We start from the raw sequence: 13,650 nt of genomic DNA on the forward strand, positions 1-13,650 counted from the left end.
GCCCCAAGGGAACAAGGGAGACACCGTGAGCGACCTGATCCCTCCGACGGCGGCGCGCGGCACCGCCCCCGACCGCCGCTCCTTCCTCCGGTACACCGGCGCGCTGGGCGCGGCCGCCGCCGTCACCGGCACGCTCTCCGCCTGCTCGGCGGGTCCCCAGTCCACCAACGAGACCGGTGGCGGCGGCCAGGGCGGCGACTCCACGCTCACGGCCGTCATCGGCTACGGCAACGACGGCAGCTGGGACCCGACGCAGACCGCGTCCGCCTTCGCCATGGCGGGCAACGAACACATCTACGAAGGGTTGCTCGGCACGGACCCGATCAGCCGTGAGCCCTATGCCGCGCTCGCCACCGAGATCCCGAACGACCTCAAGGCGACGACGTGGCGGTTCGCCCTGCGGCCGGGCGCCAAGTGGCACGACGGCAAGCCCGTCACCGCCGACGACGTGGTGTTCGTCTTCGACCGCATCCTGGACCCGAAGACGCAGACCCTCGCCAAGGGCTTCTTCGCGAGCTGGCTGAAGGAGGTCAGGAAGACCGACGCGATGACCGTCGAGCTGATCCTGAAGTTCCCCTTCCCCGACGGCGCCGCGCGGCTCTCCCTCGCGAAGATCATGCCGAAGCACGTCTTCTCCCGGCCCGGCGCCTGGGAGGACGCGACCAAGGGCAAGGCGGTCGGCTCGGGCCCGTACCGGCAGACCGCGCACCACCCGAAGTCGAACACCACCTTCGAGGCCTTCGAGGACTACAACGGCCCGCGCAAGGCCGCCTTCAAGAAGATGAACTGGCTGACGATCGTGGACGCCGCGCCGCGCGTCGCCAAGATCTCCGGTTCCGGCGCGGACGCGGAGATCGCCGACAACATCCCGTACGCCAACATCGCGCAGCTGACGAAGAGCGGCATGACCGTCGAGGGCGGCGCCGGGATGAACAACCTCTTCCTGCTCTTCAACACCGCGCACAAGCCGTTCGACGACGTACGCGTGCGGCAGGCCCTGCACTACGCCATCGACCGCGACAAGATGATCGAGGCCGCCCTGAGGGGCCACGGCAAGGCGGCCACCTCCTTCCTCGACGAGGCCAACCCCTCCTACCGGCCGGCCAGGACCGTGTACGCGTACGACCTGGCGAAGGCCCGGAAGCTGCTGAAGGAGGCGGGCGTCGGCAAGCTGAGGGTCAACCTCATGGCCGTCAACGTCAGCTGGATCGTGGACTGCCTGCCGACCATCCAGGACGGCTGGGAGAAGCTCGGCGTCGAGGTCACCCTCGACCCGCAGGAGACCACCGCCGTCTTCACCAAACTGGACCAGAAGAAGGACTTCCAGATCGTCGCGGCCGCCTCGAACCCCAACCAGTTCGGGCTCGACGCCGACCTGATCATGCACTACAACTACGGCCCCCAGAACCTGTGGATGGGCTACGCCCGCTGGGCCGGGAACCCCACCGCCAAGAAGCTCTTCAAGGACATGGAGCAGGCGACCCGCGAGCCCGAGGCGGGCCGCAAGAAGGCCATGATCCAGGAGTACATCGACGTCATCGCCGAACAGGCGGTGCTCTATCCGGTCGTGCACAACGAACTCATGACGGCCTGGGACCCCAAGAAGATCACCGGCGTCCGGGCGCAGCCGTACCCGGGGATCAACCTCCTCCAGGCCAAGTGGGCCTGACGTACCGCCGGTTCGGGAGGCGCACACCGTGACCGCAGTCCTCACCATCCTCGCCCGCCGCATCGCCCTGCTCGTCCCGCTGCTGCTCGGCATCGTGCTCTTCGTCTTCCTCGTGATGCGGTTCTCGGACGTCGACCCGGCCTCCGCGTTCTTCCAGGGCGCCAACCCGACCCCCGAGCAGTTGCGGCAGTTCCGGGAGGAGAACGGCCTCCTCGACCCGCTGCCCGTGCGCTACATCGCCTTTGTCGGGGACCTCCTCCAGGGCGACATGGGCATCAGCGTCCTCAACCGCTCCCCCGTCCTCGACCAGGTCACCACCGCCCTGCCGCTCACCATGCAGCTGACGTTCCTGGGCCTGGCCATCGCGGTCGTCCTCTCGCTGACCCTCGGCGTGACCGCCGCGATCCACCGCGACCGGCTGCCGGACCAGCTCATCCGCGTCGTCTCCCTGACCGGTGTCGCGGCGCCCGGCTTCTGGCTGGCGCTGCTGATGATCCAGTACCTGGCGGTCCACCTCGGCTGGTTCCCGACCGGCGGCTACATCAACCCCGCCGACTCCTTCACCGGCTGGCTCAGGACCATGACGCTGCCCGCCCTCGCGCTCTCCCTGCCGGTGGCGGCCGGCCTCACCCGCGTCATCCGCACCGCCGTGGTCGAGGAGCTGGACAAGGACTACGTCCGCACGGCCATCGGCAGCGGCCTGCCGCCGGTGGTGGTCGTCGGCCGCAACGTCCTGCGCAACGCCCTCATCAACCCGCTCACCGTGCTCGGCCTGCGCGTCGGCTATCTGCTGGGCGGCGCCGTCGTCATCGAGACGATCTTCTCGCTGCCGGGCATGGGCAAGCTGATGATCGACGCCGTCAAGAACGGCGACCCGGCCGTCGTCCAGGGCGTGGTCATCACCACCGCCGTCGGCTTCGTCGTCGTCAACCTCGTCATCGACGTCCTCCACCTCCTGGTCAACCCGCGTCTGAGGGGGACGAGCTGATGCTCATGACCCGCAAGCAGCTCACCGACCGCCTCGCCGTCCCCGGCATCCGCCTGCGCTCCCTGCGCAAGCTGCCCCTCCTCTCCCGGATCGCGGTCGGCGTCATCGGCGTCGTCGTCCTGGTCGCCCTCCTCGCGCCCCTCATCGCCCCGCACGACCCCCTCGACCAGCAGAGCCAGGCCGACGGCACCGGCCACCCCTCCGCCCGCCACTGGATGGGCCAGGACAGCCTGGGCCGCGACATCCTCAGCCGCCTGATGTACGGGGCGCGCTGGTCGCTGGCGATCGGGCTCGGCGCGACCCTGCTCGCGCTGGTCGTCGGCGCGCTGATCGGGGCCGTCGCGGCGACCTCCCGCAAGGCCGTCGACGAGACGCTGATGCGGTGCCTGGACGTCGTCATGGCGTTCCCCGGCATCGCGCTCGCCGCCGTGCTCGTCGCGGTCTTCGGCGGCGGCATCACCGTACTGATCTGCGCGATCGCGTTCCTGTTCACCCCGCCGATCGCCCGCGTCGTACGGGCCAACGTCCTGGACCAGTACGGGGAGGACTACGTCACCGCCGAACGCGTCATCGGCGCGCGCACCCCGCACATCCTGATCCGGCACGTCGCCGTGAACTGCGCGGCGCCCATCCTGGTCTTCTGCACCGTGCAGGTCGCCGAGGCCATCGTCTTCGAGGCGTCGCTCTCCTTCATCGGCGCGGGCGTGCGGCCACCGGACCCGTCCTGGGGCAGCGTCATCGCCGACGGCAAGAACATGGTCCTCATCGGCGGCTGGTGGGCGACGGTCTTCCCCGGCCTGCTCATGCTCGTCACCGTCCTCGCCCTGAACATCCTCTCCGAGGGCGTCTCCGACGCGTGGGCCGCGCCCTCCACCCGCGACGTGCCGCCGGGCGCCGCCCGCGACGACGACCCCCTCGAAGCCCCCGAGCCCGGCACCGGCGAGGTCCTGGAGCTGCCCGGCCTCGCCGAGGCCTCGGAACGGCTGCGGGCGCGGGCCCGGCCCCTGCCGTGCGGCGCGCCGGTCCTGGACGTACGCGACCTGCGCATCGCCTTTTCCGGGCGGCACGACGGCGTGGACATCGTGGACGGCATCTCCTTCGCCCTGCGCCCCGGCGAAGTCCTCGGCCTGGTCGGCGAGTCGGGCTGCGGCAAGTCGCTGACCGCGCTGACGGTGATGGGCCTCCAGCCCAAGGGCGCCCGGGTCAGCGGTAGCGTCACCTTCGACGGCCAGGAGCTGACCGGCCTGCCGGCCCGGGCCCGGCGCCGCCTCCTCGGCCACGACATGGCGATGATCTACCAGGACGCCCTGTCGTCCCTGAACCCGGCGATGACGGTCCGCTCCCAGCTCAAGCAAGTCGTACGCAGGGGAGGCCGCCGCACCTCCGCCGAACTGCTCGACCTGGTCGGCCTGGACCCCGACCGCACCCTGCGCAGCTACCCGCACGAACTCTCCGGCGGCCAGCGGCAGCGCGTCCTGATCGCCATGGCCCTCTCCCGCGACCCCAAGCTGATCATCGCCGACGAGCCGACGACGGCGCTCGACGTCACCGTCCAGGCACAGATCATCGAACTCCTGCTGCGGCTGCGCGCGGAACTGGGCTTCGCGCTGATCCTCGTCTCGCACGACCTGGCACTCGTCGCCGACGTCACCGACCGGGTGGTGGTGATGTACGGCGGGCAGATCGTCGAAACAGGCGTCACCGCCGACCTCGTGGGCACCCCGGCACACCACTACACCCGCGGCCTGCTCGGCTCGGTGCTCTCCCTGGAATCGGCACGGCAACGCCTCACCCAGATCAAGGGCGTGGTCCCGTCCCCGGCGGACTTCCCCCCGGGCTGCCGCTTCGCGGACCGCTGCCCGCTGGCGACGGCGGTGTGCACGGAGGTGCCGCCGCCGCTGGTAGGCGCCCCAGCCCACGAGACGGCATGCCACCACCCGGCAGCGCCCCGAAGGGGCGCGGGGAACTGCGCGCCCAACCCCCACACACCCGCACCACCCCCACACGACCAGCCACCCCCATCCCCCAGGGCCGCGGGGGACTTCGCACCCGGCCCCCAAGACCCCGCCCGCCGGGAGCCCCGCTGATGCCCACCCCCCTCGTCGAACTGACCGACGTGCACGTCACGCACAAGACCCGCTCCGGCACCCCCCTCTCCCGCGACCGCGTCCACGCCCTCACCGCCGCCGACCTGACCCTCGCCCCCGCCGAAACCCTCGGCGTCGTCGGCGAGTCGGGCTGCGGCAAGTCCACCCTGGCCAAGGTCCTGGTCGGCGTACAGCGCCCGACCACCGGAACCGTGTCGTTCGAGGGCAGCGACCTCTGGACGATGAGCCCCGCCGCCCGCCGGACGGAGATCGGCACCCGCACCGGCATGATCTTCCAGGACCCGTCGACCGCCCTGAACCGCAGACTGCCGGTCCGCCAGATCCTCCGCGACCCCCTCGACGTGCACAGACGAGGCACGCCACGCGACCGCGACGCCCGCGTACGGGAGTTGATGTCCCTGGTCGGCCTGCCGAAGGCCCTCGCGGACGGCCTCCCCGGCCAGCTCTCCGGCGGCCAGCGCCAGCGCGTCGCGATCGCCCGCGCGCTCGCCCTCGAACCGGACCTGGTGATCGCCGACGAGCCGACGAGCGCCCTCGACGTGTCGGTGCGCGCCCAGATCCTCAACCTCCTCCTCGACCTGAAGGAACGCCTGGGCCTCGCCCTCGTCTTCGTCTCGCACGACATCCAGACCGTGCGCAGGATGAGCGACCGCGTGATCACCATGTACCTCGGCCGGATCGTGGAGGAGGCCCCGGCCGCCGCCATCCCGGACCGCGCCCGGCACCCGTACACGCGCGCCCTGTTCTCCGCCACGCCGGGCCTGCTCGACCCCATCGACCCGATCCCGCTGTCCGGCCCGGTCCCGTCGGCGACCCGGCCGCCGAGCGGCTGCCCGTTCCGTACGCGCTGCTGGAAGGCGGACGAGACGTGCGCCGAGGTGATGCCGGGTGTCGAGACGGCGGGCGCGGGGCATCGATTCCGCTGTCACCACCCGGTGGACGAAGGACAGTCGAGCCACGATCTCGCCACGCAGGCCGCCGCCACGGCCCGAACACCCAGGGAGCGCCCATGACCCTTCCCACCTTGCTGACCGGTGTCGTCCCGCCCGTCTGCACCCCGCTGACACCGGACCGCGAGGTGGACACCGCGTCCCTCGTACGGCTCGTCGACCATCTGGTCAGGGGCGGCGTCAACGGCCTCTTCGTGCTCGGCTCCACCTCGGAGGTCGCGTATCTGACGGACCGGCAGCGCGCGCTGGTCCTCGACACCGTCGTCCGCCACGTCGGCGGCCAGCTGCCCGTCCTCGCCGGGGCGATCGACATGACCACGCCCCGCGTCCTGGACCACGTGCGGGCGCTCGCCGAGGCGGGCGCCGACGCGGCCGTGGTCACCGCGCCCTTCTACACCCGCACCCACCCCGCCGAGATCGCCCGCCACTTCCGGCTCGTCGCGAGCCGCTCACCGGTGCCGGTCCTCGCGTACGACCTGCCGGTGTCCGTGCACGTGAAGCTGAGCGCGGAGCTGGTCCTGGAGCTGGCCGGGGAGGGCGTACTGGCGGGCCTGAAGGACTCCAGCGGCGCGGAGGGCGCCTTCCGGAGCGTGGTCACGGGGAAGCGGTCGCTGCCCCGGCAGTTCAGCGTGCTGACCGGTTCGGAGCTGACGGTCGACTCGGCGCTCGCGATGGGCGCGGACGGGGTGGTGCCGGGGCTCGGGAACGTCGACCCCGAGGGATACGTACGCCTCCACGCCGCCGCCCGCGCGGGCGACTGGGAGCGGGCCCGGGCCGAACAGGAGCGGCTGTGCGGCCTGTTCGGAATGGTACGGGCGGGCGACCCGGCACGGATGGGCGGCAGCTCGTCGGCGCTCGGGGCGTTCAAGGCGGCCCTGCACCTGCGCGGCGTGATCGCCTGCCCGGCGACGGCGGAGCCGCAGATCCCGCTGTCCCGGCAGGAGACGGAGACGGTGGGCAAGTGCTTGGCGGCGGCGGGGCTGCTCTGAGCACCTGCTCCTCGGCGTGGCTGCCCGGCCGGCACACCCGGGCGCTTGTGCGCCGTTGCCGCACCGAACTCAACAGCCACCCACGCGAGACGCTCGGCTGGAAAACCTCCAGCCGAGGGTCACCAGAGCGTCGGGTCGTTCTTCTTCCATATCAACGCGAACGCCTGCTTCTTCAAGTTCTTCGCCTTGTTCGACTGCTTCATCAGCGTGATAGTCGTACCCGACCTGTCGGACTGCGCCGACATCACTCGGCCCCCGGAACCATAGGAATAGATCCGCCGGTCGTTCAGGAGCCACCACTGCGACTTCGACTTCCTGTTGCACGTGTACTGTCGCACGGCCGCGCCCGACTTCTTCGTCTTCGGGTAGAGGCACTTGCCGGACTTCCGGTTCTGGATGGCATAGCGGGGCTGCTGCGCCGGCGAGCCGCTGTTGAGCCACAGGACGTTCCACCGCTGCCCCGTGGACTTCTTGTTGCACTTGCGCAGCTTCAGTGCGGCCTTGTTCTTCTTCGAGTTGTCCAGTGAAAAGCACAGACCGGCCTTGCCGTACACCTTCGTCAGCCCTGTGTTCTTGTACGGGTCGCCTGCCGCCGCGGCCCCCGCAGGCGCCGCCGTGCCGCCCAGCACCACCACCGCGGCTCCGGAGACCACCGCGGCCTTCAGCATCTGCTTCATCATGACCCTTCCCTCAGCGCCGCCTACAGGCCGCGAATGTCGAACTTCTGATCCTCACCGGTGCCCGTCGACAGCTTCGCGGTCGTCAAAGCGCTGCCCGGCTTCTCATCGACCGCTGTGATCACCAGCCCTGATCCCCGGTTGCTGAACCGGCTGTCGCGGATCGACCACTGCCCCTCCTCGCCCTCGGCGCACCTGCCCTGAACCACCCGGGCCCCGGGCTTGCCGTCCAGAGCGCGGAGGCACTGGCCCGTACCGTCGTCGCGGATCTGGTACCAGTTCCGCCCCTCCGCACCGGTCTCGACGCGGGTGAGCGTGAACGTCTGGTGGCGCCGGCCGGGCCGCGCACACGGGGCCAGCTCCAGCGATGCCACACGCCCCGCGTCCGAGTCCGACGACCAGCACAGACCCGGTTTGCCCAGCACCTTTTCCAACTGGATCGACGCATACGGGCTCTTCTTCGTCCCAACGGTGGCCGCGTCCGTGTCCGGCTCCTGAGCGCCGCCCGCGCACCCGGCCACCAACCCGGCCGAGGCCACCGCCCACGCCACACCACGCACCACCGGCCGCACCGCGCACCTCCAAGTCGAACAACCCAACAGCGGGAAACGCTACGCAGAGGGGTCACTTCGCGGTATTGGCTTACGGGGCAGCGCACTTGGGGGCAGTAGACCTCCGCCCCGTACGATGGCCGCCATGCCCAAACGCCCCCTCGTGCTCGCCCTCGCCCTTGGCGCCTCCGCCGGCGCGGCGATCCTGGCCTTCCAAGGCCTGGCAAGCGACTCCCCTGAACCGGCTCCTCACGCCGGCAGCGCGTCCTGCCGTGGCGTGGCCGCCGCCTACCCCGAAAGCATCGGCACCTTCCGGCGCACCTCCGTCGACGCCGCCGCCGCAGCGGCCACCTACGGCGATGGAGACCTCACCTTGCGCTGCGGGCTGCCCGCGATGCTGCCCACCGCGGAGATGTGCGTGAGCATCGGAGGCGTCGACTGGGTCCTGAAGAAGGAAGGCGAGGGCTCGCGGGACAAGACGATCGTCACCTACGGCCGGTCCCCGGCCGCCGAAGCCGTCCTCGGCCCGGACGTCCCCACCGATGTCGCGCTGGTGGAGCTGTCCACCGCAATGAAGAACCTCCCGAAGAACGACCGCCGCTGCATTGACGCGACCACCCCCGTCCCCACCGCCGCCTCCGATCAGGGGCATCGCGCGGAGGGCCCGCACCCCTAGGGGTGCGGGCCCTCCGCGCGAGCGCCTCTTCACTCCTGAATCCCACCGCAATCTCTGTCGGCGACGATCAGCAGCGCGGCAACGCCCAGTCCTCCAGGAACGCCATCGGATCGGCTTCCATACCGAGCACTTCGGCGTATCCGTCATCGAGGTGCGAATCGCTTGAATTCGCCGTCACGTCTCTGCGAGTGCAGCAGGGGTCCTCGCACAGCACGTGGTGCAGCAGCACAGACAGCACAGCGGCATCAAGCCGGGAAGGCACCGACAGCTTCTCCAGGACTCTGGCCGTGTGTGCTTTGACCGTACGCTCGGCGATGCGCAGTTCGCGGGCGAGTTCTCGATTGTTCATGCCTGTACCGAGGAGCAGGAGAACTTGCCGCTCTCTGCGCGTGAGCCGTCCGAGTTCCACCGTCTCGGCGATCGGATCACGCCCCGGGACCCGGTAGGGGCAACTGCCGCTCATTTTGGTTGAATTGCTTTCTAACACATATCCCCCATGAGAAGTGCGACTCGTCCGGCACTCCGGCGCAAGCCGCTGGCAAATCAGAGAGGGCAAGTCGTCGTCACGTGACACCCCGAACGACGTATGCCCTCAACATCCGCGGCTACGCCCGGTGTTAGGGCGGCCGGGCTGCCACATTCCGATAGGACAAGGTGACCTCCTGGTCGAATCGATACCGTCCCCGTGCACGGTCAATACCGCCAAGCCGGGTCGGAGCCGACGGCCGGTGAGCATGGGGTGGGCCTGTGAGCCGTGAAGAGCGAGAGGCTCGACTGATCCGCCTCCCCTGAAGGCAGCAGGCGTGATCGCAACACGCCAGTTGGAGCACTTCAGCGGTTCGGACAGGTCTTGCTCGTCGGTGATGTGTCGTCGTAGGACGAGACAGCCCGGTAGCCGTCACTCCGGTGCGAGGAGGCGGTCGCCCGACTCATGCAAGCGCGCAAGGTCTGGCCTCGTCACCGTTGGCAACGTGTCCGGTCGTCCGTACATCGTCCACCCCATCTCGACAGCCGGAACTTGAGGCACTGCCGTGGGATGGCACACAGCCGCACTCCTGGGGAAGAGGCGTGAGCAGGGCTGGGGGCACAGCAGCATCTCCTTCATGAGGCAGCCGGGTGCTCCGCCGGCGTGGCCGGACCCTTCCTTCCTCGTTCGCATCGAGCAAGGCGGTGAAGGGGCTGTTTCACTGCGCAGCGCGTGATCGCGACACGCCTGCCGAAGCACCTCAGAAGTATCGGATAGTGCCTGGTCGTCGGTCGGGTGTTGTCTCAGGGCGAGACAGCGAGAGGCGGCTGGGCAGGAGGTGCGTCGCGTTCCATTGACGCGGACGCGCCCGGAACTGCTCCTCCCCATAGATCACGACCACCCCGTTGAGGCGCAGAAACGGACCGATGCAGAGGCGCCCGCCTGGTCGAGCCTGCTCGTTTCGCCAGGAGCCGGTTGGTCGTCCCGACCCTTACTTCATGTAGATCTTTGTGCACGCTCAGCCACCTGTCAACAATTTGGAAGACCTAGAAGCGCGGTCGAGACAGTTGTCACCTCGAAGCGCAGCGCTCCTGGCGTCGCGCCCGCTCCTGCATCGATCGGCGGGACCTGCGCCTGACTGGCCATCGGCTACAAGGCGGCGGGAGAGGTCCCCGGAGGCGGGCCGGCCGGCGTCCGTTCCGTATGGAGGACCCGCCGACCGCCACGGATGTCCTCGACGCGCGGGGTCGAGGTCGGCGTCGGCATGAATGTGGCGACGAGGCGTCTGCCTGGACAGGACAAGTCCGAATGGAGTGCCGAGAGCGGGCCGACAGGGGCCAAGCACGGGCCGCCAGGGCCCGGACATCGCGGATCTCGAAAGCGGAGCCCGAAGCGGCGCGCGGCGGCCCTGACGGCATCGTTCAGAGGCCGGCGCGGGAGCTGCCCTCGCGAGCCTGGCGACGCGGACGTCAGCGCCCCTGTCCGGTACGAGTGGAAAGGCTGCGAACCAGCTCGGTGACGATCTGCCGAATGGAAGGCTGCACCCGCAGCCGGCCGACGATGTGGCTGCGGTCGTGCTCTTGGGGGAACCACGAGGGCTGAGACGGCTGACGATCCGCGCCGGCCAGAACTGAAGCATGGCGGGGCAGGCCCTACTCGCGTTGCGTGGGCTTCAAGGGTGGCACAGGCGAGGGTGAGCGAGGGTGGCGGTGAGCATCGCGGCAGGGATCTGGAGGGTGAACAGGCCCGCGATGAGGAAGATGAAGCCCATGTCGACGGCGTCGGCGATCGCGCCGGAGGCGGAGACGTACCAAGCGATGGTGAACAACAGCAGGCAGGCCGTGTAAAGGCTGGAATCGACGGTGACGGCCTTCCAGCGCGGCGCGGTGGGGGTCATGCGCCGGGCGAAGGTGAGGGCGACAGTGGCCAGGAGAGCGAAGCCCCACAGGCGGGCGCCGGCGAAGTCGCCGAGGTCAGACGCCTTGTTCCCCGAGGCGGTGAGCAGGAGGAGGCCCATGACGGCCTGGACGAGGAGCGAGACGGCCACGACCTTTGCCGCGTAGGCGGCGGAGCGGAGCCATGAGACAGTCATGGGCTTCTCCTTCTGTACTGGGCCGGAGGGTCACCGACCTTTCGTGCTCAGTGTGTCACCGGGCCGGTCAACGTTGCGTTACGGGGGGCCAGTTGGCCTAGTAGCCGCCGTGGCTGCCGATCCGAGAGGTCTCGCAGGCCGCCTTGAACAGGCACTTGATGTCGCCCATCTTCGACCTGTGCACGGCGCGGCTGGAGTGCTTCTTGCCCTTGTAGCCGTAGAGGTACAACTCGTGATCGGGCGCTCGCTTGTAGTTGCCTTCGGCGTAGTAGCTGCCGGACCGGGACAGACGCAGGTTGGCGTTGACGCCGATCCCTCCGCGCTTGCAGAACGGGTCCTTGGCTTCGACGCTGAAGCGCACCGAGCGGGTCTTGCCGTTGAACTTGCTCATGGTCTTGAACTTGATCTTCTTGGTGCTGGCCTTACGGGTCTCGACCAGGCGGGAGTTGCTCTTCTTGTAGACGCGGGTCTTGCCGGTCTTGGCCTTGTGGGTGACGTCCTTGTGCTTCCACGAGACGTTCGCGAACACACCGGCGCGGAAGGTGGGGCCGGAGACCTTCTTGCTGAAGCCCCGGCTGTCACCCGCGTACTTGTAACCGCCGGCGTACTTGCATCCGGAGATCCTCTTGGCCCAGCTCGGGACGTACGCCCACGTCTGGCGGATGAAAGAACGCCAGGTGATCTTGGTGTTGGTGTACTTCTTCGCCCTGGCCTCGATGGACCTGGCGGTGACGGCCAGGCCGGCGGCGTCCTGGGCAACCGGGATGGTGGTGTTCAGTCCCCAGGCCCCGCCCGCCTCTCCATCAGCGGTGATCCGGTAGAACGGCTCGCTCCCGGGGGTCACGTGGGCGTCGCGGAAACTGTTGTCGCTGGTGGTGGCTATCGGCCGGTCGTCCTTGTAGACGGTGTAGGTACCGCCGAGGTCGGGCCAGGACAGGTCGGCGAACTCGGTGGTGGCCGCCCATCCGGCGCGCGCGTTCTTCTCCGGCGAGTCGGCCAGGGTCGCGTCGGCCAGGACCGGGCCGACGCCCGGCACCGACAGGATGCGGCTGGTGGAGGCGACGCCGTCCAGCGTGGACAGGGTCCGCACTCCCGCCAGAGCACTGCCGCCCTTGGTGGCGGTCGTGAACTGACCCGTGTCCGCGTCGAGGGTGATCAGCGCGGCCTGGGAGGCGGCGGCCGGAGAGGCGGCGGCCGGGGCTCCTTGGGCGGCTCCGGCGAGGATCGTCAGGGGTAATGCCGCGGCGACCGCGTACCGCGCTGTTTTGATCGGGCGCATGGGGCTGCCTTCCTGTTCGAGTGGATGATCTTGCAAACGTACCCGTCCCGAACAGCGGTGCGACATTGTCTAGTTGGGCGTTGCCCTACAGGGCACCCTCAAGCCTCATCGGGCCTTGCGGGCGGTGGCGACCATGGCGTCGAGCATCTTCCGGTTGATCTCACCGGACGAGGAGGCGGCGATGCGATGCTTCGCGTCGATCACGACGGTGAAGGGAACGCCCGGGGCGCGCAGGACCCCTTTGGGGAAGGCCAGAGTGGCGCGGCCTGTGCCGTCGTGGAGGTTGGGGTAGGTGATGTCGTACTCCTGGGCGAAGGTCCGGCCCGCGCCGGCCGAGTTGTCCTGGTCCAGGCCGACCACCGCGACGCCCTCTCCCTTGTGCTTGTTGTGGTAGTCGACGAGCATCGGCGTCTCGATACGGCAGGGCCCGCACCAGGAAGCCCAGGCGTTGAGAACGATGATCTTGCCTTTGTGGTCGGCGAGGTCGAACGGCTTGCCGTCGATGGTGGTCCCCGTGATACGCGGCGCGGGCGGCCGGTGGGCCGCCTCGATGCTCATCGTGCCGTCTTTGTCGTTGAAATGCCGCCCGGGCTGGGCATCGGGACTGTCGATCACGGAGACGGCCGTGATGCCGGCGGCAACCAGCGCGACAGCGCCGGAAAGGAGCACAAGGGAGCGGCGGGGGGTTTTCATCGGGGCAAGTCCTTCGATACGTACGGTGGTTGGCCGCCTCATGATCTCAGCGGCCTGGGGGCACCCGCGCCGGGGTGCCCCCAGGAGTCCGGTTATCCGACGCCGCCGAAGGCCTTGTGGCCCTTCTTCGGGTACTTCCAGGAGATGTAGTACTCGCCCGCGCTCATGCTCTTCCAGTCGGCCATCCACTCGACGTTCTTGGCCGGCTTGTTCTTCAGCCGCTGGATGACCGGGTCCTTCCCCTTGACCTTCTTGTAGAGGGTCGCGGTGAACTTGGTCCTCCCGTTGCCCTTGATGCCGAAGTGCAGGAAGTGCTTGCCTTTGGAGACGTGGTACGCCTTGGAGTGCTGGGACGACTTGCCGTTGGTGGTCCACTTCTTGTGCCAGGTTCCGGCGGCGTAGGACGGGCCTGCGACGCCGAGGGTGACGCCTGTCGCACACGCTACAGCGACGAGGCTCTGGGCTATGCGGTGGTTGCGCATGATTTCTCCCGTTCATTGGCAGGAACCACC

13 protein-coding genes are annotated in these 13,650 nt (G+C 69.2%); 6 read left to right on the top strand and 7 right to left on the bottom strand.

The features are described 5' to 3' along the window. Window positions 1-25 precede the first annotated feature (25 nt). From J2N69_RS11390 to J2N69_RS11410, 5 genes are read left to right on the top strand one after another with little or no spacing between them, the layout of a single operon-like run. On the top strand, window positions 26-1,669 hold the full coding sequence (locus tag J2N69_RS11390) for an ABC transporter substrate-binding protein (RefSeq protein WP_230900632.1): 1,644 nt from the start codon (window positions 26-28) through the stop codon (window positions 1,667-1,669). A gap of 28 nt (window positions 1,670-1,697) precedes the next feature. Continuing rightward, window positions 1,698-2,657 carry an ABC transporter permease gene (locus J2N69_RS11395; protein WP_230900633.1) on the top strand — a complete coding sequence of 320 codons (960 nt, stop codon included), beginning with the start codon at window positions 1,698-1,700 and terminating at the stop codon, window positions 2,655-2,657. After that, the gene (locus J2N69_RS11400; protein ID WP_230900634.1) at window positions 2,657-4,744 is read left to right on the top strand and encodes a dipeptide/oligopeptide/nickel ABC transporter permease/ATP-binding protein; all 2,088 of its coding nucleotides are present in this window, start codon (window positions 2,657-2,659) and stop codon (window positions 4,742-4,744) included. The genes J2N69_RS11395 and J2N69_RS11400 overlap by 1 nt, the downstream gene beginning before the upstream one ends. After that, window positions 4,744-5,778, top strand: coding sequence for an oligopeptide/dipeptide ABC transporter ATP-binding protein (locus J2N69_RS11405; RefSeq protein ID WP_230900635.1), 1,035 nt, complete (start codon window positions 4,744-4,746; stop codon window positions 5,776-5,778). The genes J2N69_RS11400 and J2N69_RS11405 overlap by 1 nt, the downstream gene beginning before the upstream one ends. Then, a complete protein-coding gene (locus J2N69_RS11410) occupies window positions 5,775-6,704 on the top strand; it encodes a dihydrodipicolinate synthase family protein (RefSeq protein ID WP_230900636.1) in 930 nt (309 codons plus the stop codon). Before J2N69_RS11405 ends, J2N69_RS11410 begins: the two co-directional genes overlap by 4 nt. A gap of 119 nt (window positions 6,705-6,823) precedes the next feature. Here the strand turns inward: J2N69_RS11410 and J2N69_RS11415 are convergent, their stop codons facing one another. Both J2N69_RS11415 and J2N69_RS11420 read right to left on the bottom strand, forming a co-directional pair. Then, entirely contained in the window at window positions 6,824-7,384 is a 561-nt protein-coding gene (locus tag J2N69_RS11415; protein WP_230900637.1) for an RICIN domain-containing protein, read from the bottom strand. Between the two features lie 20 nt (window positions 7,385-7,404). Continuing rightward, on the bottom strand, window positions 7,405-7,953 hold the full coding sequence (locus J2N69_RS11420) for an RICIN domain-containing protein (RefSeq protein ID WP_230900638.1): 549 nt from the start codon (window positions 7,951-7,953) through the stop codon (window positions 7,405-7,407). 124 nt (window positions 7,954-8,077) lie between these two features. Between J2N69_RS11420 and J2N69_RS11425 the strand changes: the two genes are divergently transcribed. Continuing rightward, the gene (locus J2N69_RS11425) at window positions 8,078-8,608 is read left to right on the top strand and encodes a DUF3515 family protein (RefSeq protein ID WP_230900639.1); all 531 of its coding nucleotides are present in this window, start codon (window positions 8,078-8,080) and stop codon (window positions 8,606-8,608) included. A 67-nt stretch (window positions 8,609-8,675) separates the two neighbouring features. Here J2N69_RS11425 and J2N69_RS11430 read toward each other — a convergent pair whose 3' ends face one another. The 5 genes from J2N69_RS11430 to J2N69_RS11450 all read right to left on the bottom strand — a co-directional run bounded on the left by J2N69_RS11430 (window position 8,676) and on the right by J2N69_RS11450 (window position 13,620). Further along, window positions 8,676-9,071, bottom strand: a complete 396-nt coding sequence (locus J2N69_RS11430; RefSeq protein WP_269075603.1) for a response regulator transcription factor — start codon at window positions 9,069-9,071, stop codon at window positions 8,676-8,678. Between the two features lie 1,675 nt (window positions 9,072-10,746). Further along, on the bottom strand, window positions 10,747-11,166 hold the full coding sequence (locus tag J2N69_RS11435; protein ID WP_230900641.1) for a hypothetical protein: 420 nt from the start codon (window positions 11,164-11,166) through the stop codon (window positions 10,747-10,749). A 97-nt stretch (window positions 11,167-11,263) separates the two neighbouring features. Further along, window positions 11,264-12,445, bottom strand: a complete 1,182-nt coding sequence (locus J2N69_RS11440; protein WP_230900642.1) for a hypothetical protein — start codon at window positions 12,443-12,445, stop codon at window positions 11,264-11,266. Window positions 12,446-12,550: 105 nt separating this feature from the next. After that, on the bottom strand, window positions 12,551-13,138 hold the full coding sequence (locus tag J2N69_RS11445; protein ID WP_230900643.1) for a TlpA family protein disulfide reductase: 588 nt from the start codon (window positions 13,136-13,138) through the stop codon (window positions 12,551-12,553). Between the two features lie 92 nt (window positions 13,139-13,230). Next, window positions 13,231-13,620, bottom strand: a complete 390-nt coding sequence (locus J2N69_RS11450) for a hypothetical protein (protein WP_230900644.1) — start codon at window positions 13,618-13,620, stop codon at window positions 13,231-13,233. Window positions 13,621-13,650: the final 30 nt, after the last annotated feature.

Source organism: Streptomyces huasconensis (assembly GCF_021028635.1).
Lineage (GTDB): Bacteria > Actinomycetota > Actinomycetes > Streptomycetales > Streptomycetaceae > Streptomyces > Streptomyces huasconensis.

Bases quoted from the DNA above. Each gene is read 5' to 3' on its own strand.
- J2N69_RS11400 (WP_230900634.1), top strand. From the start codon at position 2,657: ATGCTCATGACCCGCAAGCAGCTCACCGACCGCCTCGCCGTCCCCGGC.
- J2N69_RS11405 (WP_230900635.1), top strand. From the start codon at position 4,744: ATGCCCACCCCCCTCGTCGAACTGACCGACGTGCACGTCACGCACAAG.
- J2N69_RS11410 (WP_230900636.1), top strand. From the start codon at position 5,775: ATGACCCTTCCCACCTTGCTGACCGGTGTCGTCCCGCCCGTCTGCACC.
- J2N69_RS11415 (WP_230900637.1), bottom strand. From the start codon at position 7,384: ATGATGAAGCAGATGCTGAAGGCCGCGGTGGTCTCCGGAGCCGCGGTG.
- J2N69_RS11425 (WP_230900639.1), top strand. From the start codon at position 8,078: ATGCCCAAACGCCCCCTCGTGCTCGCCCTCGCCCTTGGCGCCTCCGCC.
- J2N69_RS11430 (WP_269075603.1), bottom strand. From the start codon at position 9,071: ATGAGCGGCAGTTGCCCCTACCGGGTCCCGGGGCGTGATCCGATCGCC.
- J2N69_RS11435 (WP_230900641.1), bottom strand. From the start codon at position 11,166: ATGACTGTCTCATGGCTCCGCTCCGCCGCCTACGCGGCAAAGGTCGTG.
- J2N69_RS11440 (WP_230900642.1), bottom strand. From the start codon at position 12,445: ATGCGCCCGATCAAAACAGCGCGGTACGCGGTCGCCGCGGCATTACCC.
- J2N69_RS11445 (WP_230900643.1), bottom strand. From the start codon at position 13,138: ATGAAAACCCCCCGCCGCTCCCTTGTGCTCCTTTCCGGCGCTGTCGCG.
- J2N69_RS11450 (WP_230900644.1), bottom strand. From the start codon at position 13,620: ATGCGCAACCACCGCATAGCCCAGAGCCTCGTCGCTGTAGCGTGTGCG.